The following is a 22581-nucleotide window of genomic DNA, read 5'->3' on the forward strand; positions in this document are numbered from 1 at the left end:
TCATATCATCCCTGCTCGCGAATGCCAGAGACATTGTCCTGACCCCGTGATCCCCGCCGCCGGGAGATCGGCTCGGGCAGGATCGCGGGCGACACCGGTAAAAGGATCCGATGCCGCCCGCCCCTCCCCCCGTTTCGTCAGAACCCGATGCGGGCGGTCACGCGGATGTCGCGGCCGGCGAGCGGCGCGAAATCCTTGAGGAAGCTGGAGGCCCGGCGCGCATCGACATCGAAGATGTTGTTGGCGCTGACCAGCAGCGAGAGCTTCTGATTGCCCGGGATCGGCTTGAAGCCGATCGAGGCGTTGACCATCGTATAATCGTCGGTCGGCGTCTCGAACGGGGCGATGCGGTTCTGCTCGAAGACATGCTCGACTTCGATGCGGCCGTTCACCCGATCCGACTGCGCCTCGATGCCGCCGAGCACGCGCATCGGCGGGATGCGGGGCACGGGGCCGGAATCGACGATGTTGGCATGGACGTAATCGCCGAGCGCATCGACGTTGATCGCATAGCCGCCGATCTTCGCGACACGCACCGAGGCGTCGGCCTCGAACCCGTAATAGCGCGCATCCGCCTGCTGGAACTGGAAGCAGGGCAGATCGACGTCGCGGCCGCTGGGGTCCGCCGCCACCTGGCAGATCGCCGGGTCGACCTGGTTCTCGGAAATATAGTTGGAGAACCAGTTATAATAGGCCGAGGCATCGAGGCTGAAGCCGTCCTGATGGACGTGCAGCGTCGATTCCAGGCCCCAGGACTTTTCCAGCTTGAAGTCGGCGCTGCCCAGTTCCCAGCTCTGCGTGCCGGCATGGCCGCCGCGCGCGAACAGCTCCTCGCCCGAGGGCGCGCGCTCGGTGCGCGACAGGTTCACACCGATACGGACGCCGTCGGCAAGCGCATAGGAGAGGCCCGCCGAGCCCGAGACCGCGTCGAAATGGCGCTTGCCCGCGAAGAAGCGGAGATCGCCGGCTTCGGGTGATGCGCGCAGGTCGCTCGATTCATAGCGCAGCCCGCCTTCGGCCCGCAGCGCGCCGAGATCGACCTGCTGGAGGGTGAAGAGGCCGAGCTGGCTCGTCGTGTTCTGCGGCAGGAAGGCCTCGTCGCCGACGACGTTGAAGTCGCGGTGATAATATTGAACGCCCGATGCACCCTTCCACCCGCCATGATCGGCCTGGACCAGTTCGATGCGTCCCTCGACCCCGGTGTTGTAGAAGGCGGTGCCGACCGAGCCGTCTTCCTCAAGCTCGAAATGGCGATAGACGGCGCGGCCGGCGCGGACCTGGACCTTGTCGAAGAACCCGCCGAGATCGACTTCGCCGCGCAGATCGATGCGGTTCTGGAGCACGCTGAGGCGCGGCGCCTCCTGCTCCTCGCCCGATGCGGTCGCATAGCGGATCGGCACGCCGTAGAAGCTGTCATAATGGCTGTAGGAAATGCCGAAATTGGCGTTGTCGAAGATGATCGACGCGCCCGCGCCGGCGGTCCAGGTCTTGGCCGCGCTGTTGGGCAGCTTGTCCTTGAGCGCCGCGGTCGCCGCGAAATCGGGATCGTCCTCCGTCGTCGGGCCGCCGGCGGCGGCCAGCGCCTCGGCGCGCGCCTGGGGCGAGAGGACATAGCCGCCGATATGGAGGTCGTCGCTCTTCAGATACGAGCCGTCGGCATGGAGCACGAGGTGGCTACCGATCGCGACGTCGCCGGCGGCACCGACCGAGCGCTCATTGGCGGCGGAGCCATAGTTGGCGATGGCGTCGAGGCTATAGCCCTTCTCGGGAACGGTGCGCGGGATGCGCTTGTCGATCACGTTGACGACGCCGCCGATCGCCGAGGAGCCGTAAAGCAGCGCGGAGGGGCCGCGCAGCACCTCGACGCGCTCGGCGAGCAGCGGATCGATTATGACGGCGTGATCGACCGAGGTGTTCGACACGTCGATCGAGCCGATCCCGTCGGTGAGCACGCGAATGCGCTCGCCCTGGAAGCCGCGCAGGATCGGGCGCGAGGCGCTGGGGCCGAACGAGCTGGCCGAGACGCCCGGCAGCTTGGACAGGGTCTCGCCGATGCTCGGCCGCAGATCGCGCGCCAGCTCGTCGCCGGTGACGATCGAGGTGCCCGAGAGCACGTCCTGCTCGCTCTGGTTGAGCAGGCCGGTAACGACGATCTCGTCGCCGCGATTGCTGGTCGAGCTGGCCTGCGGCGAATCGCTATTGCCGTTCGCGGTCTGGGCTGCGGCGGGCAGGCTGAATGCGATCGAGGCGACACCGGCACAGAACAACATTTTTTTCATGAGACAACTCCACTGAACTCCGGCGCGGAGTAAATTTAATGTTGTAACATATCAAGTGTTATGTTGCATTGTATCATCGCCAAAGCGACGGCTGTCCGCCGCGTGGCCGGAATCGCCCACCGCACTGCGGAAAGGAAAGGATGCCCACCCGCCATTACGAGACAGTCGTGACGCTTGGATGCGAGCACAGCTGTTTCGAAAAGCCTGTCTGCCACGCCGGAGGAACCGCGCCGCCTCCAGGGGAACACCCAATCCGGGGCGCAGGTCGAATCCCCGACGCTCGACCTTGATCGCGGGCATCTGGCCTATATGGATGCGGTGCTGGCCAGGGGATCGCATCGCCGCCTGACCACGCAGAATATGCTGGCACCGGATTTCATCGTCTCGGCGGTGCGTGAGGAACAGCAGCGCGAGACCGGAGAAGATACCCCCATGACGAAGACGTTCCTCCACAGCCTGGCCCCGATCCTCGCGCTGCTCGCATTGCCGGCCACGGCATATGCGCAGGATGCCCGCTACGAACCGCGCACGACGTTCGGCCCGCTCACGCTGCCGTCTCCGCCGAGCGCCGTGCGCGGCGCGAACGGGCTGCCCGGTCCCGGCTATTGGCAGAACCGCCCCGATTATCAGATCCGCGCGACGCTCGATCCTGCGGCCAAGACGATCCGCGGCACTGCGACGATCGCCTATGCCAACAACAGCCCCGACCGGCTCGACTATCTCTGGCTGCAGCTCGACCAAAACCTGTATCGCCCCGGCTCGCGCGGCGCGATGGCGAGCGGCAGGCGTCCGGGCGGCAACACCGACGGCATGGTGATCGACGGCGTCGAGCTGGTCGAAGGCGGCAAGGCGCGGCCGGTGACGCCGCTGATCTCCGACACGCGCATGCAGGTGCCCCTGCCCGCACCGCTCGCCGCGGGCGGCAAGATCACGCTGCGCGTCCGCTATCACTTCGCCATTCCCGGCGAGTTCGGCGGGCGGATGGCCTGGGGCAATGCCAAGGCGGGCGAGATCTACAACCTCGCCCAATGGTATCCGCGCATGGCAGTCTATGACGATCTGCGCGGCTGGGATCCGCTCCCCTATCTCGCCCAGGAATTCTATCTCGAATATGGCAACTTCGATTACTGGATCACGCTTCCCGCGAACATGATCGTCGCCGGATCGGGCGAACTGGTGAACCCCGCCGAAGTGCTGACCGCCCAGCAGCGCGCGCGCCTCGCCAAAGCCCGCACAAGCGACGCCACCGTCGAGGTCATTGCGCCTTCCGAGATCGGAAACCCGGCGACGCGGCCGACGCAGCAAGGCACGCTCACCTGGCATTTCCGGATGGAAAACACCCGCGACGTCGCCTTCGCCGCCTCGACGGCCTTCGCCTGGGACGCCGCCCAGCTCAACCTGCCGGACGGCAAGACCGGGCTCGCCATGTCGGTCTATCCCGCGGAGAGCCAGGGTCGCGAGCGCTGGGGCCGATCGACCGAATATCTGAAGCATGCGGTCGAGGAATTCTCGCGCCGCTGGTATCCCTATCCTTGGCCGAACGCGGTCAACGTGGCCGGCATCGCGACGGGCATGGAATATCCCGGCATCGTCTTCGACGGGATCGAGGATGCCGGCAAGGAGCTGTTCTGGATCAGCGCGCACGAGATCGGGCATAGCTGGTTCCCGATGATCGTCGGCTTCGACGAACGCCGCGACGCCTGGATGGACGAAGGCTTCAACACCTTCATCGACGTCTATGAATCCGATGCGTTCAACCGCGGCGAATATGGTCCCAAGCGCGACAGCGAATATGCGCGGGGCGGCGGCAACCCGGTCGACGAGATCCTGCCGGTGCTCGCCGATCCGCAGGCGCCGCCGATCCTGTCGCGCGCCGATACGGTAATCGAGAAATACCGTCACCCGGTGACCTATTTCAAATCGGCGCTCGGCCTCACCCTGCTGCGCGAGCAGATCCTCGGCCCGGAGCGATTCGATCCCGCCTTCCGCCGCTTCATCGCCGCCTGGGCGTTCAAGCACCCCAAGCCATCGGATTTCTTCCGCGCGATGGAGGATGCCAGCGGCGAGGATCTCTCCTGGTGGTGGCGCGGCTGGTATTTCAACAATTGGACGCTCGACCAGGCGGTGACCCAGATCGCCTATGTGAAGGATGATCCCGCCCAGGGCGCACTGGTCACCGTCGAGAACCGCGATCCCATGGTCATGCCGGCGACGCTGCGCGTCACCTTCGTCGACGGCAGCCGCCGTGATCTCGCCTTGCCGGCCGAAACCTGGATTCGTCAGGCCAGCACCAGCATATTCGTCCCCGGAAGCCTCCGCATCGCACGCGCCGAAATCGACCCCGATCACCGGCTCCCGGATCGCGACCGCAGCAACAACGCCTTCGCCGCTCCGCGCTGAACCCGCTCGCTTGCGATATAATGTATCACCGCCTATCGCTCTGCCATAGCCACCTCAATTGACCGGATGCCGCCCATGCGATCTCTCCGTTGCCGTGCCCCCGCCTTTGCCGTCCTCGCCGCCACGTCGGCCTCCCTCTCCCTCATGGCGGCGCCCGCATTCGCACAGGCGGTCCATGGCTATGCGGGCCTCGCGATCTCCCCCAAGGGCGATCGGCTGGCGGCGATCGAGGCTTCCGGCGGAGAGGCGCACATGGCGATCGTCGTCCGCGCGGTTGCCGACGGACATGTCGTGCGCACGATCGATCCCTGCGCCGCCTGCAGCTATTCGGGGCTAACCTTCGCGCCGGACGGCAGCCTCGCCTTCGTCTCGCGCGATCGCGGCACGCAGACGACCACCCTGGCGCTCGCCGACGCGGCGGCTGTGCGCACCGTCGCAACCATTCCCGGCATCGCCTCAACCCCGCGCTTCTCGCCCGACGGCAAGCGTATCGCCCTGCTGGTCACGATCGGCGCGGCCAAGGAGGCCGGCGCGACCCAGGCCGGCGTCCGCCAGATCGGCGAAATCGGCGAGCATAGCGACGAGCAGCGCCTCGCGGTGTTCGAACGCGGCGCGGCACCGGTCGCCGCGCCCGACGTGAAGCCGCTCTCCCCCGCGGATCGCTATATCTACGAATATGATTGGGCGCCGGACGGGCGCAGCCTGATCGTCACCAGCGCGCTGGGCAACGGCGACAACAACTGGTGGGTCGCGACGCTCGATGCCGTCGATGCGGCCAGCGGCACGGTGCGCCAGATCGCCAGGCCGGCCACGCAGATCAACATGCCGCGCGTCTCGCCGGACGGAAAAACGGTCGCCTATATCGGCGGGCTGATGAGCGACTTCGGCTCGATCGGCGGCGATGTCTGGACCGTATCGCTGGCGGGCGGCATCCCCGCCAACCGCACCCAAGGCGCGAAGGCGACGGTGACGTCGCTCGCCTGGACCACGAACGGACTGCGCACGACGCGGCTGATGGCCGATGCGGCGCAGGTCGCCGATGTCGGCGAAACGGGGGCAAGCAAGGTCTTCTGGAGCCGTCCGGCCAGCTTCGCGGCGGGCGACGGCCGCGTGGTCTACAGCGCCGATGGGCGGACGATCGCGACGGTGGCGCAGGATTATACCCACGGCCCCGCGATCTTCGCCGGCCCCGTCGCCGCGCCGCGCCAGATCACGCACGACAACGACGCGCTTCCGGCCCGCGCGGTCGCCAAAAGCGTAACCTGGACCAATGACGGCTTCTCGGTCCAGGGCTGGCTGCTGGCGCCCGTCGATGCCGATCCGGCCCGGAAGGCGCCGATGATCACCATCGTCCATGGCGGCCCCGCAGCCGCAAGCGCGCCCGCCTATGTCGGCGACTATGGCAGCGCCTCGACGCTGCTCAAGGCGGGCTATTATCTGTTCTATCCCAATCCGCGCGGCAGCTACGGCCAGGGCGAGGCCTTCACCGCCGCGAACCGGCGCGACTTCGGCGGCGGCGACCTGCGCGACATCCTGGCGGGCATCGACGCGGTCGAGAAGGTCGCGCCGATCGACGATGCCCGTCTGGGTCTGACCGGCGGCAGCTATGGCGGCTTCATGTCGATGTGGGCCAATACCCAGACCAATCGCTTCAAGGCGATCGTCGCGGGAGCCGGCCTGTCCAACTGGATCAGCTATTACGGAACCAACGGCATCGACCAGTGGATGCTGCCGTTCTTCGGCAAGACGATGTACGAGGATCCCGAAGCCTATCGCGCGGTCTCGGCGATCAGCTTCATCGCGCGCGCGAAGACGCCAACCTTCATCTATGTCGGCGAGCGCGACATCGAAGTGCCGCCGACCCAGTCGGTCGAATATTGGCATGCGCTGAAGGATCTCGGCGTGCCGACCAGCCTCGTGATCTATCCGGATGAAGGCCATGGCATCCGCCAGCCGGGCAATGCGGCCGACGTCCTGCGGCGAACCGTCGCCTGGTTCGACAAATATCTGGCCGTTCAGCCTTGAGCGGCGAAGAGCGCGGCAAGCGCGTGCCCGGCCATGGCCGGGTGCTCGTGTTGGTGGCGGCAATGCTGGCGCTGGCGGCAACGAGTGCCGGGGCACAGGAGACCGCGGCGCCGCCGCTCACCATCCCGGTGACGCTCGCTCCCTCGGTCACAAGGCCGCAATCGGGGCGGATCCTCATCTTCGCCCAGGAGGTGGAGCCAGGCGCGAAGAAGAGCGACACGGTCGATACCTCGCCCTTCCAGCCGACCGGCACGGCGATCGCCGCGCGCGAGACCTGGTCGCTCGCGCCCGGCCAGATCGCCAGCGTCGATGGCGAGACCGATACGTTTCCGATGGCCTTTTCGAAACTGGCGCCCGGCACCTATCGCTTCCAGGCCGTGCTCGATCGCAATCACGATTATAATTATGGCGGACGCGGCGCCGGCGATATCGTCTCGCCGGTGATCGAAGCGAAATTGCCCGGGCCGATCCCGGTGCTGCCGCTGTCCGAAATCCTGCCCGAGACCACGATCGACACGATGCTTTCCGGCATGCCGGCCGAGCGGGCTGCCCAGATGCGGGCGAACCTGGCCAAGGTGGAGCCTGTCGACCTCCAGAGTGCATCGCTCTCCGCCTTCTGGGGCAGGCCGATCCATGTCCAGGGCTGGGTGGCACTCCCGCCCGGTTACAAGCGGAACGGTGCCAGCTTCCCTACCGTCTATTCCACCGGCGGCTTCGGCTCGACGCTGAGGAGCGCGCAGTTGAGCGCCGCCGCGATGACCGAGCGGATGGCCACGGGCAAGGCGCCGCCGATGATCTGGGTGTATCTCGACGAGAGCTCGCCCACCGGCACGCATGAATTCGCGGATTCGATCAACAACGGCCCCTGGGGCCGCGCGCTCACGACCGAGTTCATCCCCTGGATCGAGACCCGGTACGCGATGGACGCGAAACCCTCCTCGCGCTTCCTGACCGGCCACTCCTCGGGCGGATGGGCGACGCTGTGGCTGCAAGTGCGCTATCCGAAGGTCTTCGGGGGTTCCTGGCCGACCGCACCCGATCCCAGCGACTTCCACGATTTCACCAATATCGACATCTATGCGCCGGACGCGAACGCCTATCGCGACGCCCAGGGCAAGCCGTTGCCCCTGGTCCGCGATCACGGCAAGCTGATCGCGACCCTGGAGCAGTTCGCCCAGATGGAGCGCGTGCTCGGCGCCTATGGCGGCCAGTTCGCCTCGTTCGACTGGGTGTTCTCGCCCAAGGGCCCTGATGGCCGCCCGATGCCGCTTTACGATCGTGCGACCGGCGAGGTAGATCCCCAGGTCGCCGCCTATTGGCGCGAGCATTACGACATCGCGCATATCGTCGCGCGCGACTGGGCGACGCTGAAACCCGATCTGGACGGCAAGATCCACCTGATCGTGGGAACGGCGGACACCTTCTATCTCGACGGCGCCGCCCGCCGCCTGAAGGCGGTGTTCGACGGTCTCGGCGCGCATCAGGAATTCACCTTCCTCCCCGATCGCACGCATTTCGACTTGCTTGCGCAGGGCGACGACCGACAAGGGCTGATGAACGACATCGCCTGGGCGATGTACGCGAAAGCGAGACCGGGTGCGAAGCGGCCCGCACGGTAATTGGGAGAATATTCTGTATGCGCCTGACCCTGTTCGCCCTTCTGGCCGCGACCGCACTGTCCGCCCCCGCTTCGGCGCAGACCGATGCGGACGATCCCTATATCTGGCTGGAGGAAGTGTCGTCGCCGCAGGCCATGAGCTGGGTCGAGGCGCACAATGCCGCCAGCACCAAGCGGCTGGAAGCCGATCCACGATACCAGACGCTGTATCAGGAGGCGCTGGCCATCGCCGGCGCCAAGGATCGCATCCCCGCCCCGCAGTTCGTGCACGGCGCCATCTATAATTTCTGGCAGGATCAGGAGCATCTGCGCGGCATCTGGCGCAAGACCAGCCTGGCCGATTATCGCAGCGCCGCGCCCAATTGGACGACGGTCCTCGACATCGACGCGCTCGGCAAGGCCGAGGGCAAGAGCTGGGTCTTCAAGGGCGCGGACTGCCTTGAGCCGGAGGAGAAGCGCTGCCTGATCTCGCTGTCCGACGGCGGCGAGGATGCCGTCGAGGTGCGCGAGTTCGATCTCGACACCGCCAGCTTCGTCGATGCCGGGTTCCATTTGCCCCGCGGCAAGCATCGCATCGCCTGGAAGGACGAGAACCACCTGCTTGTCGCCACCGACTGGACGCCCGGCGACCTCACGCCCTCGGGCTATCCCTATATCGTCAAGCGGCTGACGCGCGGCCAGCCGGTCTCCGCCGCGGTCGAGGTCTTTCGTGGCGACAGGAATGACGGCGGCTATGGCGTCTATCCGGCCGTGCTGCACGACGGCAAAGGCAATCAGCTCGCGGTGATCTCCCGCCCGCTCGATACGTTCCGGCAGCAGACCTATGTCGTCACGCCGCGCGGCACCGAACGGCTCGGCGTACCGGACAAGGTGAGCGTGGCCGAACTGGTGGACGGGCGCGTGATCTTCCAGCTCGACCAGGCCTGGACCGAGGCCGGACCGCAATTCACCTCGGGATCGGTGGCCGAGGTCGATCTCGCGGCGCTCAAGGCGGCGCCGGGTACGCTCAAGCCCGGCATCGTCTGGAAGCCGGGCCCGCGCGACGCGCTCGACGGGATCGGCTCGACCCGCGACAAGCTGCTCATCAGCACGCTCAGCAACGTGCGCGGCCGCGCCTTCGTCTATTCCCCCAAGCCGGGTGGCGGCTGGACCAGCGCGCAGCTCGACCTGCCGGACAATCTCGCGATCGGCTATGGGGCGAGCGACGACAAATCGAACCTCGCCTTCGTCAGCGCGAGCGGATTCCTGACGCCCTCGACGCTCTATCTGACGGATGCCGCCAAGGGCACGCTCGATCCGGCCAAGACGCTGCCGGCGAAGTTCGATGCATCGCAGGACGTCGTCGAACAACTGGAGGCGACGTCCAGCGACGGCACGAAGATCCCCTACTTCGTCGTCCATCGCAAGGACATCAAATATGACGGCACCACGCCGACGATCATGACCGCCTATGGCGGCTTCCAGGTGAGCGAGACGCCATATTATTCCGGCACCACCGGCAAGCTGTGGCTCGAGCGGGGCGGCGCGTTCGTCCTCGCCAATATCCGCGGCGGCGGCGAGTTCGGCCCCGCCTGGCACGAGGCCGGGCTCGGCACCAAGCGCCAGATCATCTATGACGACTTCGCCGCGGTCGCCAGGGATCTGACCGCGCGCCGCATCACCTCGCCGCGCCGCCTGGGGATCGAGGGCGGCTCGAACGGCGGGCTGCTGATGGGCGTGGAGTTCACCCAGCATCCCGAGCTGTGGAACGCGGTGCTGATCGAAGTGCCGCTGCTCGACATGATCCGCATCTCGAAGATCGCCGCGGGCGCATCGTGGCAGGGCGAATATGGCGATGTGAATGCCGACCCCGCGGTCATGGCGTTCTGGCGCAAGACCTCGCCCTATCACAATCTGAAGACCGGGGTACGCTATCCCGAGCCGTTCATCTTCACCACCACCAAGGACGACCGCGTCGGCCCGCAGCATGCGCGCAAGTTCGCGGCGCGGATGGAGGAGATGAAGCTGCCCTTCTATTATTACGAGAACACCGAGGGCGGTCACGGCGCGGGCGCCGACCTGAAACAGGCCGCGCGCACCACGGCGCTCACCATGACGTACATGCAGCAGAAGCTGATGGACTGAACGCCGTGCTGTCGATTGGCGATCTGGGCAAGGCGACGAATACCAAGGTCGAGACGGTCCGCTATTACGAGCGGATCGGCCTGTTGCCGAAGCCGCCGCGCACCGGCGGCAATTATCGCGACTATGGGCAGGCGGAGCTCGGCCGCCTGTCCTTCATCCGCCGCGCCCGCGATCTCGGCTTCTCGCTCGATCAGGTCCGCGCGCTGCTGAAGCTGTCGGACGATCGAAGCGGCGACTGCGCCGGAATCGACCGGATCGCCAAGGCCCATCTCGTGGAAGTCGATCGCAAGCTCGCCGACTTGGCCGCGCTGCGCCGCGAGCTGAACGCGGTGATCGACTCCTGCGAAGGCGGCAGCGTCGCCGATTGCCGCATCATCGAGGCGCTGGGTCCGGCGGAGCCGTCGTGAACGGCCCTCAGTCCCCGCCGAACCGGAACCGCACGCCGCCATTGACCACGAAGCCGTCGGTCGGCGCCCAGGCATCGACCGTCCATGAACCCGCCGGCGCCCGGCGGGGCAGCAGCAACGGATCGAAGCGGGTCTGGCGCACGTTCAGGATATTCTCCGCATTCACGAACAGGCTGGTCTTGCCCAGCACCAGCTCGCCCATCGCCCCCAGCTCGACATAGGGCCGGCTGCGCGTGCGATACGGATTGTCGTCCAGCTCCTGCCGCCCGGTATAATAGGCTTCGAGCCCGATCCGGCCACGCCCATGCTTCTCCCACATGGCGACAAGGCCGGCGGTATCGCGCGGCGTGAGCGGGACGGCGCGGCGGTCGGCCCCTTCCGGATCGGGCTCGGTCGCGTCGATATGGACATAGCTGCCGGTCAGCGTGACGGCGCGCCAGCGATAGCGCAGCAGCAGTTCCGCCCCGCGCGTCCGGGTGAGGCCGTCCGCATTCGCCAGCGTCACGCGATCGGCATCGATCGTCCTTAGCTGCACGGCATTGTCGATGTTCGAGGCGAACAGGCTCACATTCGCCTCGACGGGTCCATGCGCATAGCCGAAGTCGATCGAGGCGGTGTCGGCCACCTCCGCATTCAACCGGGCATAGGGCTGCAGGCGCGACAGGCCCGCCGCCTCGATCTCCTCGATGAACGGCGTCGGCGCGTAGAAGCCGCGGCCCAGCGACGCCCGCACGGTCCAGGGGCCGGGACGGTACAGCGCCGACAGGCGCGGGCTGACGCGCGAGCCATATTCGCTATGCCCGTCCCATCGCGCGCTGCCGGCCAGCGTCAGCACGTCCGCCACGCGCTGCTCGCCCTGCACGAACAGCGCCGGTACGGTGTAGCCATAGTCGAAGGCGGGAAAGGCGTGGGAACGATAGGAATCCCCCTGGATCGCCGCGCCGGCCAGCCAGGTCGTGGCGCCGGCCTCGCCGCCAATCGACGCTTCGGCAAGCGCCGTCCGGTGCCGATCTTCCTCCTGCGTATCGCCGAAGCGATGCCGGTGCGACTGGGTGACGCCCGAGGCGCGCAGGTGCAGCGTACCGATCCCCTCCAGCGGCGCTTCGGCCACCAGCCCCGCATCGAACCGCTCGCTGTGCTGCGTCTGCGGAAAGGGCGCACCGTCCAGCGCGGTGCGGCCGGGCAAGGTGCCGCCGTCGCGCTGCTCGGTCATCGCGCCGAGCGTGAGCAGGGCCTTCACCCCACCGGCGCCGTCCCAGAAAAGGCGGGGACGGACCGTCCAGCGCGTATAGCCCGGCATGTCCGCCCAGCCGTCGTCGTTCAGATCCTGCCGGCTCTGCCGGTCGAAGCCCGCCGTTACCGAAGCGCCCAGCGTGTCGCCGATCGGGGCGCCGCCATAGGCCGTCACGTCCTGTCCGCCGCGGCTGGTGGTGTTGAACAGCAGCTCGCCCTGCGGCGCGTGCCCCGGCCGGCGGGATACGAGATTGATGACGCCGCCCAGCGCGGCCGGGCCGTAAAGCGCCGACGCCGCACCCTTGATGACCTCCACCTGGCCCAGATCGGTCGGCGGAATCTGCAACAGGCCGATCGACGGCGTCTGCCCGCCATAGAGCGGCAGGCCGTCAGCAAGGATCTGGGTATAGCGCCCCTTGAGCCCTTGCATCCGCACATTCGCCGCGCCCAGCGCCGGGGATGTCACCTGCACCCGGACGCCCGGCGTCTCGCTCACCAGCATGGCGATGTTGCCGGGGGTCATCAGCAGCTTTTCCTCGATCTCCTCGCGGTCGATGACCTCGACGCGGATCGGCTCGTCCCGCACCCGCCGCCCGGTGCGGGTCGCCTGCACGACGATTTCGGGGTTCTCGTCGCCCGCCTCCTCGGTGGGTCGCTCCTGCGCCGCTGCCGTGCCCGGCTGGAGCGACGCCAGCAGCGCCATTGCCGTGACAGCGACCAGCAACCGGCGAAAATCGGCCTTCGAATACAAGATATTGCTCCCCGACATTGCGATCTCTTCGCCATGCCTTCGAAGGAAGTCACGGCGTGTCGGGTGACGCCATAGAGGCTGTAGTAGCTACAGGGTCAAGGAGAGATCGAACGCGGGCCCTCGCCTCAGGCCGTCATTCCCGCCCAACCCATCAGCAGCCGGAAGAACATCGCGACGATCGCCAGCGCGACCACGCTCGCCGTCCAGATCAGCACCAGCCAGCCGATGCGACGGAGCATCAGTGATAGCCCTCGCCAGCCTTCACCTTGCCGCGGAAGACGTAATAGGACCAGGCGGTGTAGGCGAGGATGAAGGGGATGATGAACAGCGCCCCGACCAGCGCGAAGCCCATGCTCTGCGGCGGCGCGGCGGCATCCCAGATCGAGATGCCGGGCGGAATGATGTTCGGCCACAGGCTGATGGCGAGGCCGGTATAGCCGAGGAACAACAGCAGCAACGCCAGCACGAAGGGCGCGGCGTGGCTGTCGCGGCCAAGCGCCCGCAGGAGCGCCCAGGTCGCCAGCAGCACGAGCAGGGGGACCGGTGCGAAGAAGAACAGATCGGGCAGCGAGAACCAGCGCGCGGCGACATCGGCATGCGTCCAGGGCGTCCACAGGCTGACGATCCCGATCGCCGCCAGCAGCGCGATCGCGACGGGGCGCCCTATCGCGCGCATCCGGCTCTGCAATGCCCCTTCGGTCTTCATCACCAGCCAGGTGGCGCCGAGCAGCGCATAGGCGATGAGCAGCCCCAGTCCCGTGAACAGGCTGAACGGTGTCAGCCAGTCGAACAGCCCACCCGCATAGGCGCCGTCCTTCACCGCGAAGCCGTTGATAAAGGCGCCCAGCGCGACCCCTTGCGAGAAGGTGGCGATATAGGAGCCCCAGGCGAATGCCTTGTCCCAGAAGGGCCGATGCGCCTCGTCGGACTTGAAGCGGAACTCGAATGCGACCCCGCGCCAGATCAGGCCTGCGAGCATCAGCACCAGCGGCAGATACAGGGCGCTCAGGATGATCGCATAGGCCAGCGGAAAGGCCGCCAGCAGCGCCGCCCCGCCGAGCACCAGCCAGGTCTCGTTGCCGTCCCACACCGGCGCCACCGTATTGACCATCGTGTCCCGATCCTCGCGCGCGGGGACGAAGGGAAACAGGATGCCGATGCCCAGATCGAAGCCGTCCATGATGACATACATCATCAGCCCGAAGCCGATGATGACCGCCCAGATGAGGGGAAGATCGATGCCCATCGTCTTGTTCCTTTACCGGATCGCCGGATCGATATCGTCGGGCGCGGCCGAAAGCGGCCGTGCCGGACGCTGCGCCTGCCCCTGGTCCGCGAGATGCCCGCCCTCCCGCGGCCCCTTGGCGACGAGCTTGACCAGATAGCTGATGCCCGTGCCGAAAACCGCGCAATACATGACGATGAACAGGCCGAGCGTCATCGAGAGCGCCAGCGCGCTATGGTTCGACACCGCATGCTCGGTGCGCATCACGCCATAGACGACCCAGGGCTGGCGCCCGATCTCCGTGGTGAACCAGCCGGCGAGGATGGCGATCAGCCCGGTCGGCCCCATCAGCATCACGAAGCGAAGGAACAGCCGCGAGCCATATATGCGGCCGCGCCACCGCAGCCATAGGCCCCACAGGCCGAGGAACAGCATCAGCGTGCCGAGCCCCACCATTATCCGGAACGACCAGAACACGATGGTCGAGTTCGGCCGATCCTCGCGCGGAAATTCGCTGAGGCCGGGAAACTGGCCGTCCAGGCTGTGCGTGAGGATCAGGCTGCCCAGCCGGGGCACCTCGACCGCGTAGCGCGTGGTCTCGGATGCCATGTCGGGGATGCCGAACAGCAGCAGCGGCACGCCCTTGCCCGGCTCGTTGCGCCAATGCCCTTCCATGGCGGCGATCTTCGCCGGCTGGTGCTCCAGCGTGTTGAGACCGTGCGCGTCGCCCACCGCGATCTGGATCGGCGCCACCACCAGCACCATCCACAATGCCATGGAGAACATGGTCCTGACCGCCGGCGTCGCCCGCCCGCGCAGCAGGTGCCACGCGCCCGAAGCGCCGACGAACAGCGCCGTCGCCAGATAGGCCGCGATCGTCATGTGGACGAGGCGATAGGGGAAGGACGGGTTGAAGATGACCTTCAGCCAATCGACCGGCACCACGCGGCCGCCGATGATCTCGAAGCCCTGCGGCGTCTGCATCCAGCTGTTGGACGCGAGGATCCACGTCGCCGAGATCAGCGTGCCGACCGCCACCATGATCGTCGCGAAGAAATGCAGCCCCGGCCCCACCTTGCTCCAGCCGAACAGCATGACACCCAGGAAACCCGCCTCCAGGAAGAAGGCGGTCAGCACCTCATAGGCCAGCAGCGGCCCGGTGATGCTGCCGGCGAAGGACGAGAAATAGCTCCAGTTGGTGCCGAACTGATAGGCCATCACCAGCCCGGAGACGACGCCCATCGCGAAGTTGACCGCGAAGATCTGCGACCAGAAATGATAGAGGTCGCGATAGACCTGGTCCTTCTTCCACAGCCACAGCCCTTCCAGCACCGCCAGATAGCTTGCCAGGCCGATCGTGATCGCGGGAAAAATGATGTGGAAGGAAACCGTGAAGCCGAACTGGATCCGGGCCAGCTCCAGTGCCGTCAATCCGAACATGCCAGATCCTCCTGCGCTTCCTCGCCGGACAATGGCGCCGTCCCGCCGCCAAAGGCAACGGCGTGCCGGGGCCGGGTATCGATCGATAATCGGAATATGTCCGGCCGGGCATAATGGCCGACGACGTCGAGATCATATTTGCCGCGGGCGATCGCCCGCCGGTCTATCTCGGCCAGCTTGATCGCCTCACCGGAGAAATCGGGCTCGACCAGCACATTGCCGAGCGGATCGACGATGCACGAGCCGCCGCGGATCAGCACGGTATCGGGCGCGTCGCCCTGGATGGGCGAATAGTCCGGCGGGCCGTCGCCGCGCGTGAAATACTGGCAGGCGGAGAGGACGAAGCACCGCCCCTCCAGCGCGATCGTGCGCATCGTCGGCAGCCAGGTGTCGCGATCGTCCACCGTCGGCGCGCAATAGAGCTCGATGCCCTGCGCATACATCGCCATGCGCAGCATCGGCATGTAATTCTCCCAGCAGATCACGCTGCCGATGCGGCCGAGCGGCGTATCGGCCACGCCGATGGTGGAGCCGTCGCCAAAGCCCCAGACCAGCCGTTCGAGTGCGGTCGGCATCAGCTTGCGATGCTTGGAGATCAACCGGCCGGCAGGATCATAGGTCAGCGCGCTGCAATAGAGCGTGCCGCCGTCGCGCTCGATCACGCCGATCACGAGATGGATGCCATTGTCGCGCGCGATCTCGCCGAGCCGCGCCGCTTCCGGCCCGGGCAGCTCGATCGCGCTTGCGTGATAGCGGCGGAAATCCTCCCGCCCCTCGGCGCTCCGCATCCCCAGCCGCGCGCCGAAATCCAGGCCCTTGGGATAGCCGCCGACAAACGCCTCGGGAAACACCACCAGCTCGGCGCCCAGCCCGGCCGCCTCGCGCGCCAGATCGGCCGCTTTCGCGATCGTCCGGGACGTATCGAACAGGACGGGCGCGGCCTGGACGACGGCGGCTTTGAAGTTCCTGGGCATCGGGACGATCCTCGAAATGAAGCTACACGACGGCTCTCGTGCCAAGCGAAGGCTGGGAGATCAGGCTTGCGAGCTGGGTCAGCCCGTCTTCCAGGGCGCCGCGATCGGGCGCGACCCCCAGGGAAATCCGCACCGCCTCGATCGGATGGGCCATCACCGCGAAGGCGGAACCCGGCACGATCGAGACGCCGGCGCGATCGGCATGCTCGGCAAAGTCCGCGGCACGCCAATGATCCGGCAGGTTGAGCCAGAGATGATGGCCGTGCGGATCGGCGGCGAAGCCCGCCTCGCCCAGAATGGCGGCGGCGAGCTTCTGGCGCACCGCGTTCTCGGTGCTGATGGCCTTCGTCACTTGATCCAGGGTGCCGTCGAGGATCCAGCGGCTGGCGAGCGCCGACAGCAGCGGGGGCGCCATCAGGATCGTCGCGCGCAGCACCGCGGCGAGCCGCAACGCCCTGCCCGCGTTCGGCGCGACGACATAAGCCACCCGGAGCGCAGGCGTCGCGCATTTGGAAAGCGTCGCGATGTGCCAGGTGATGTCGCCCGCCAGCTCGGCCATCGCGGCGATACGCTCGGGCCGGAGCGGTGCATAGGGATCATCCTCGATGATCGCGACGCCATGCCTGCGCGCGACCTCCACAAGCGCGCGACGGCGCTCTTCCGGCAGGGTCGCGGTGGTCGGATTGTCGATCGTCGGGACCACATACAGGGCCTTGGGCGCCTTTTCGCGGCATGCGCGTTCGAAGGCGTCCGGAAGGATGCCCTGGGCATCCATCGCCAGCGGCTCCAGCGCGAGCCCCTGCTGCGCCGCCACGGCCTTGAGCCCCGGATAGGTCATCGCGCCGGCCGCGACCCCATCGCCGCGCCCCAGGAGCAGCGCGCACAGGGCGAAGAGCGCGCTCTGGGCGCCGCCCGTCACCACCAGCCGATCCGCGGTCACGCCCTCGATCCGCTGGCCGAGCCAGCCGGCGGCGGCCACACGATCGGGCTCGGCGCCGTTGCTCTCCTGATAGTGGAGCGTCAGCAGGCCGCGCGGATTGCCGAGGATGGCCGCAATCCCCTGCGGGAAGATCTTGCGGAAATCGATCTCCGCCGGCTGCGGCGGGATGTTCATGCTCAGGTCGATCAGAGGATGCGCCGGTTCCGACGCATCCCCGCCGTCCAGCTTCTCGCTGATGAAGGTGCCGCGCCCCGCCTGCGCCTCGACCAGACCGCGCCGGCGCGCTTCGTTGAAGGCGCGCGTCACGGTCGTCAGGTCGACGTCGAGCGCCTCGGCGATGGCGCGCTGCGGCGGCAATCGCTCACCACGCGCGACGCGGCCCAATCGGATATCGGCCTCCAGCGCCTCGACGATGCCGAGATATTTCATGCGCGCGCCTTCGATCAACCGCGGTCGCCACATATCACCCTCATGCTTGTATGGTCTATTTGCATACAATGCATGCCATGTATGGCCACCAAGGGAAAGGCCGGAGTGCATCGCCCGTCAGGCGGCCCGGCGCGTCGCGGTCCAGCCGAGATCCCGGCCGACCGTGACGAGCGCATCGACGAGCGCGCGCATATGCGCCTGGGTATGGAAGGGCGTGGGCGTGAGGCGCAGCCGCTCCTGCCCGCGTGCGACGGTCGGGTAATTGATCGGCTGGACGTAGATGCCATGATCGCTCAGCAGCACTTCGCTGATGCGCCGGCAGAGATGCGCGTCGCCCACGATCACCGGCAGGATATGGCTCGGCGTGTCGAGCACGGGCAGGCCCGCGCCACGGAGCATCGCCTTGAGCAGCGCCGCATTCTCGGCCTGGCGCGCCCGCTCCTCCGGATGCGCCTTCACATGCTGGATCGCCGCGACGGCGCCCGCCGCCAGATGCGGGCAGAGCGAGGTCGTGAAGATGAAGCTGTCGGCAAGGCTGCGGATCACGTCCATCATCAGCGCCGGCCCCGCGACATAGCCGCCCATCACGCCGAAAGCCTTGGCGAGCGTGCCCTCGATCAGCGTCAGCCGATGGGCCAGCCCCTCGCGCTCGGCGATGCCGCCGCCCCGCGCGCCATAGAGGCCGACCGCATGCACCTCGTCCAGATAGGTGATCGCGCCATGCTTCTCGGCGACGTCGCAGATCGCCGCGATCGGCGCCACGTCGCCGTCCATGCTGTAGACGCTTTCGAAGGCGACGATCTTGGGCCGCGCCGGATCGACACCGCGCATCAGCTCTTCCAGATGCGCCACGTCATTGTGCCGGAAGATGAAGCGCTCCGCGCCCGAGCGGCGAATGCCCTCGATCATCGAATTATGATTGAGCGCGTCGGAGAAGATCGCGCAGTCCGGCAGTATCCGGCCGAGCGTGCCGAGCGCGGCAAGGTTCGAGATCCAGCCGGAGGTGAAGATCAGCGCGGCTTCCTTGCCGTGCAGATCGGCCAGTTCCGCCTCCAGCGCGACATGCTGGCGATTGGTGCCCGAGATGTTGCGCGTCCCGCCCGCGCCAGCGCCGGACAGGTCGATCGCCTCGTGCATGGCCGCGAGCACCTCCGGGTGCTGACCCATGCCGAGATAGTCGTTGCTGCACCAGACCGTGACGCGCTGCGTCTCGCCATCCGGGCGGCGCCAGAGCGCGGTCGGGAACTCGCCTGCGATGCGCTCCAGCTCGATGAACGTCCGGTAGCGGCCGTCCAGCTTCATGTCGGAAAGGAGATCCCGAAACTTCGCATTGAAATCCATCTGTCACCACCCAGTGCGCGCAGCCGATGGGGACATCCTCACTCGGCGGAGCCGCTATCCATACATTATTGCCGTAAAATGGGCTTACACCCATACATTACAAGTCATGCACTCATGCACTACGCACCCGGCAGCAAGACGTACCCGGGCGCATCGGCACAAGTATCGCCCTCGCATAAAGGGCAGGAAAGCGCGGAATTCCGGACTCTACGCCCTCCTTTCGGCGCTCCGATGACATAGGCGCCGAGCGGTCCCGCGCGCGATTGGACAAAATGTCCCACATATAATTGTACGCTTGACACGCATACATATAGCCACGATTTGGCCGCGCATATGGATAGCCACAGCCATACACAGACATGCAACATGCCTGTCGGACCTGCGGCCGCCAACGAGTCACCGGTTCAAGGGAATAGTTGCGTGCTGGCGTTACCGAGTTTCATCCCCTCCCCCCGCAGGAGGAGAAAATACGCCGAATCCGGGCCGGGCAAGGGCCTTCGGTCACCCGCCCTGCTGGGCCGGGCCGCCCTGCCCTTGCTGCTGCTTGCGCTCGGCGGGTGCGGGCATCTGGAACTGCTCGATCCCAAGGGCTCGATCGGCGAGCAGGAGAAGAACCTGATCCTGATCGCGCTCGGGCTGATGCTGCTGGTCGTGATCCCGGTGATGGTGCTGACAATCGTGTTCGCCTGGCGCTATCGCGAGGGCAACACCAGCGCGGCCTATGCGCCCAACTGGTCGCACTCGACCAGGATCGAAGTCGTCATCTGGACGATCCCCTGCATCATCGTCGCCACGCTGGCCGTGCTGATCTGGCAGAGCACCCATGCGCTCGATCCCTACAAGCCACTGGAATCCCGCGAGAAGCCGGTGCGCGTCGAGGTGGTCGCGCTCAACTGGAAATGGCTGTTCATCTACCCCGACTACGGCATCGCCACGGTCAACCAGCTTCCGATCCCGGCCGGCACGCCGATCGAGTTCAAGCTGACGTCCGAATCGATGATGAATTCCTTCTTCATCCCGCAGCTCGGCAGCCAGATCTACGCCATGGCCGGGATGCGCACCCGGCTCCACCTGATCGCCGACGAGCCCGGCAGCTATGACGGCCGCTCCTCGGCCTATAGCGGGCAGGGCTTCTCCGACATGCGCTTCAAGGCGATCGCGATGCCGCGCGAGCGCTTCGATGCCTGGGTGAAACAGGCCCGGAAGGCGCCCGTCACGCTCGATCGCATCACCTATGCCGCGCTCGAAAAGCCCAGCACCAAGATCCCGCCCACCACTTACGCGGCGGTGGCGCCGGGGCTCTTCGACAGCATTGTCGACCGGTACATGACCGGCCGCATGTCCCAGATGGCCATGATCGGGATCGGCCCCTTGTGCGGCCCCAAGACCCCGGCAGCGGCGGAGTAAATTCAAATGCTTGGCAAGCTTAACTGGGACGCGATCCCTTTCCATGAGCCCATCATCATGGGCACCGGCGCGGTCGTCGTCCTTGGGGGCCTGTTGGTCCTCGCCCTCATCACGCGCTATCGCCTGTGGGGCTATCTGTGGCGCGAATGGATCACCACCGTCGATCACAAGAAGATCGGCGTGATGTATTTCGGCCTGGGGCTGGTCATGCTGCTGCGCGGCTTCGCCGACGCGATCATGATGCGCACCCAGCAGGCCATGGCCGCCAACGACGCGGCCGGTTACCTGCCGCCCGCGCATTACGACCAGATCTTCACCGCGCACGGCGTCATCATGATCTTCTTCGTGGCGACGCCGTTCATCCTCGGCCTGATGAATGTGATCGTGCCGCTCCAGATCGGCGCGCGCGACGTGGCCTATCCCTTCGTCAACTCGCTCGGATTCTGGCTGTCGGCGGTGGGCGCGGCGCTGGTGATGGTGTCGATGTGGATCGGCGACTTCGCCGCCACCGGCTGGGTCGCCTATCCGCCGCTTTCGGAACTGGGATACAGCCCGACGACAGGCGTGGACTATTTCATATGGTCGCTACAGGTGTCGGGCCTCGGCACCACGCTGGCGGGCATCAACTTCGTCGTGACCATCTTCCGGATGCGCGCGCCGGGCATGGACCTGATGAAGATGCCCGTCTTCGTCTGGACCGCGCTCATCACCAACATCCTGATCGTCGCGATCTTCCCGGTGCTGACCGCCACCTTGGCGCTGCTCACGGCCGACCGCTATTTCGACATGCATTTCTTCACCAACGAGCTTGGTGGGAATGCGATGATGTACATCAACCTGATCTGGATCTGGGGCCATCCGGAAGTCTATGTCCTGATCCTGCCGTGCTTCGGCGTCTATTCCGAAGTCATCGCCACCTTCTCGGGCAAGCCGCTGTTCGGCTACAAGTCGATGGTCTACGCGACCTCGTCGATCGGCGTTCTCAGCTTCTTCGTGTGGCTGCACCATTTCTTCACCATGGGATCGGGCGCGAACGTCAATGCCTTTTTCGGCATCATGACGACGATCATCTCGATCCCGACCGGCGTGAAGCTCTTCAACTGGCTGTTCACCATGTATCGCGGCCGCATCCGCTTCCACTCGGCGACGCTGTGGACGATCGGCTTCATGGTGACGTTTGCCGTCGGAGGGATGACTGGCGTGCTGCTCGCCGTGCCGGGCGCGGACTTCGTGCTGCACAACTCGCTGTTCCTGGTGGCGCATTTCCACAACGTCATCATCGGCGGCGTGGTCTATGGGTGTCTCGCCGGCATGACCTTCTGGTTCCCCAAGGTGTTCGGCTTCACGCTGAACGAGTTCTGGGGGAAGGTTTCCTTCTGGTGCTGGCTGGTCGGCTATTGGCTCGCCTTCACGCCGCTCTACATCCTCGGCTTCAAGGGGATGACCCGGCGCATGAACCATTACGACATGCCCGATTGGCAGCCCTATCTGATCGTCGCGCTGGTGGGCGCGGTCATCATCGGCCTGGGCATCCTGGCGATCCTGATCCAGCTCTATGTCAGCATCCGCGACCGCGAGCAGAATCGCGACCTGACCGGCGATCCGTGGAACGCGCGCAGCCTGGAATGGGCCACCGCCTCGCCCGCGCCCTTCTATAACTTCGCCCATGTGCCCCGGATCACCTCGCTGGAGCAGCATTGGGAGGACAAGGAGACCGGCCGCGCCTGGCAGCAGCCCGCCACCTATGAGGACATCCATATGCCGCGCAACACCGGCGCCGGCTTCGTGATCGCCGCGTTCAGCTTCGTCCTGTGCTTCGCCCTGGTGTGGCACATCTGGGCGCTCGCGGCGGTGGGCCTGCTCGGCATGATCGGCACCTTCGTCGCGCGCAGCTACGACCGCGACACCGACTATTACGTCCCCGCCGCCGAAGTCGCGCGCATCGAGAGCGAGCGCCACGCGCTCCTGGCAGCAGCAAAGGCATAGAG

Annotated in this window: 15 protein-coding genes; 7 read left to right on the top strand and 8 right to left on the bottom strand. The window is 66.4% G+C overall.

Annotated features, from left to right (window positions below; genetic code table 11):
• Window positions 1-137 precede the first annotated feature (137 nt).
• Window positions 138-2279, bottom strand: a complete 2142-nt coding sequence (locus tag HB724_RS00840) for a TonB-dependent receptor (RefSeq protein WP_213978998.1) — start codon at window positions 2277-2279, stop codon at window positions 138-140.
• A gap of 309 nt (window positions 2280-2588) precedes the next feature.
• Here HB724_RS00840 and HB724_RS00845 point away from each other — a divergent pair, with 309 nt between their 5' ends.
• The 5 genes from HB724_RS00845 (at window position 2589) to HB724_RS00865 (ending at window position 10853) form a co-directional block, all read left to right on the top strand.
• Entirely contained in the window at window positions 2589-4679 is a 2091-nt protein-coding gene (locus HB724_RS00845) for a M1 family metallopeptidase (RefSeq protein ID WP_256731213.1), read from the top strand.
• A gap of 144 nt (window positions 4680-4823) precedes the next feature.
• Window positions 4824-6704 (top strand): S9 family peptidase, encoded by a 1881-nt coding sequence (locus HB724_RS00850; RefSeq protein ID WP_256731214.1) that lies wholly within the window; start codon window positions 4824-4826, stop codon window positions 6702-6704.
• Entirely contained in the window at window positions 6701-8323 is a 1623-nt protein-coding gene (locus HB724_RS00855) for an alpha/beta hydrolase-fold protein (protein ID WP_256731215.1), read from the top strand. Before HB724_RS00850 ends, HB724_RS00855 begins: the two co-directional genes overlap by 4 nt.
• Before the next feature lie 17 nt (window positions 8324-8340).
• Window positions 8341-10446, top strand: coding sequence for a prolyl oligopeptidase family serine peptidase (locus tag HB724_RS00860; protein WP_213979000.1), 2106 nt, complete (start codon window positions 8341-8343; stop codon window positions 10444-10446).
• Window positions 10447-10454: 8 nt separating this feature from the next.
• Window positions 10455-10853 (top strand): helix-turn-helix domain-containing protein, encoded by a 399-nt coding sequence (locus tag HB724_RS00865; protein ID WP_213979030.1) that lies wholly within the window; start codon window positions 10455-10457, stop codon window positions 10851-10853.
• Between the two features lie 7 nt (window positions 10854-10860).
• On the opposite strand, the gene HB724_RS00870 is transcribed toward HB724_RS00865, so the two are convergent.
• The 7 genes from HB724_RS00870 to hemA form a co-directional block, all read right to left on the bottom strand.
• Window positions 10861-12810: a TonB-dependent receptor gene (locus tag HB724_RS00870; protein WP_256731216.1), complete on the bottom strand. Its 1950-nt coding sequence runs from the start codon at window positions 12808-12810 to the stop codon at window positions 10861-10863.
• A gap of 152 nt (window positions 12811-12962) precedes the next feature.
• Window positions 12963-13076: a DUF2474 domain-containing protein gene (locus tag HB724_RS00875; RefSeq protein ID WP_213979001.1), complete on the bottom strand. Its 114-nt coding sequence runs from the start codon at window positions 13074-13076 to the stop codon at window positions 12963-12965.
• The gene (gene cydB, locus HB724_RS00880; RefSeq protein WP_213979002.1) at window positions 13076-14083 is read right to left on the bottom strand and encodes a cytochrome d ubiquinol oxidase subunit II; all 1008 of its coding nucleotides are present in this window, start codon (window positions 14081-14083) and stop codon (window positions 13076-13078) included. Before cydB ends, HB724_RS00875 begins: the two co-directional genes overlap by 1 nt.
• Before the next feature lie 12 nt (window positions 14084-14095).
• Complete coding sequence (locus tag HB724_RS00885; RefSeq protein WP_213979003.1) at window positions 14096-15502, bottom strand: cytochrome ubiquinol oxidase subunit I; 1407 nt, start codon at window positions 15500-15502, stop codon at window positions 14096-14098.
• Complete coding sequence (locus tag HB724_RS00890) at window positions 15490-16476, bottom strand: carbon-nitrogen hydrolase family protein (RefSeq protein WP_213979004.1); 987 nt, start codon at window positions 16474-16476, stop codon at window positions 15490-15492. The genes HB724_RS00885 and HB724_RS00890 overlap by 13 nt, the downstream gene beginning before the upstream one ends.
• Before the next feature lie 22 nt (window positions 16477-16498).
• Window positions 16499-17845, bottom strand: coding sequence for a PLP-dependent aminotransferase family protein (locus HB724_RS00895; protein WP_213979005.1), 1347 nt, complete (start codon window positions 17843-17845; stop codon window positions 16499-16501).
• A gap of 117 nt (window positions 17846-17962) precedes the next feature.
• Window positions 17963-19186: a 5-aminolevulinate synthase gene (gene hemA, locus HB724_RS00900; RefSeq protein WP_213979006.1), complete on the bottom strand. Its 1224-nt coding sequence runs from the start codon at window positions 19184-19186 to the stop codon at window positions 17963-17965.
• A 534-nt stretch (window positions 19187-19720) separates the two neighbouring features.
• On the opposite strand from hemA, the gene cyoA reads away from it, so the two are divergent.
• Window positions 19721-20593 carry a ubiquinol oxidase subunit II gene (cyoA, locus tag HB724_RS00905; RefSeq protein ID WP_256731217.1) on the top strand — a complete coding sequence of 291 codons (873 nt, stop codon included), beginning with the start codon at window positions 19721-19723 and terminating at the stop codon, window positions 20591-20593.
• Complete coding sequence (gene cyoB / locus HB724_RS00910) at window positions 20594-22579, top strand: cytochrome o ubiquinol oxidase subunit I (protein WP_213979032.1); 1986 nt, start codon at window positions 20594-20596, stop codon at window positions 22577-22579.
• Window positions 22580-22581: the final 2 nt, after the last annotated feature.

This window comes from Sphingomonas sp. dw_22 (genome assembly GCF_018449795.1).
Classification (GTDB): domain Bacteria; phylum Pseudomonadota; class Alphaproteobacteria; order Sphingomonadales; family Sphingomonadaceae; genus Sphingomonas.

Bases quoted from the DNA above. Each gene is read 5' to 3' on its own strand.
- hemA (WP_213979006.1), bottom strand. From the start codon at position 19,186: ATGGATTTCAATGCGAAGTTTCGGGATCTCCTTTCCGACATGAAGCTG.
- HB724_RS00875 (WP_213979001.1), bottom strand. From the start codon at position 13,076: ATGCTCCGTCGCATCGGCTGGCTGGTGCTGATCTGGACGGCGAGCGTG.
- HB724_RS00845 (WP_256731213.1), top strand. From the start codon at position 2,589: ATGGATGCGGTGCTGGCCAGGGGATCGCATCGCCGCCTGACCACGCAG.
- HB724_RS00885 (WP_213979003.1), bottom strand. From the start codon at position 15,502: ATGTTCGGATTGACGGCACTGGAGCTGGCCCGGATCCAGTTCGGCTTC.
- HB724_RS00840 (WP_213978998.1), bottom strand. From the start codon at position 2,279: ATGAAAAAAATGTTGTTCTGTGCCGGTGTCGCCTCGATCGCATTCAGC.
- HB724_RS00850 (WP_256731214.1), top strand. From the start codon at position 4,824: ATGGCGGCGCCCGCATTCGCACAGGCGGTCCATGGCTATGCGGGCCTC.
- HB724_RS00860 (WP_213979000.1), top strand. From the start codon at position 8,341: ATGCGCCTGACCCTGTTCGCCCTTCTGGCCGCGACCGCACTGTCCGCC.
- cydB (WP_213979002.1), bottom strand. From the start codon at position 14,083: ATGGGCATCGATCTTCCCCTCATCTGGGCGGTCATCATCGGCTTCGGG.
- HB724_RS00895 (WP_213979005.1), bottom strand. From the start codon at position 17,845: ATGAAATATCTCGGCATCGTCGAGGCGCTGGAGGCCGATATCCGATTG.
- HB724_RS00890 (WP_213979004.1), bottom strand. From the start codon at position 16,476: ATGCCCAGGAACTTCAAAGCCGCCGTCGTCCAGGCCGCGCCCGTCCTG.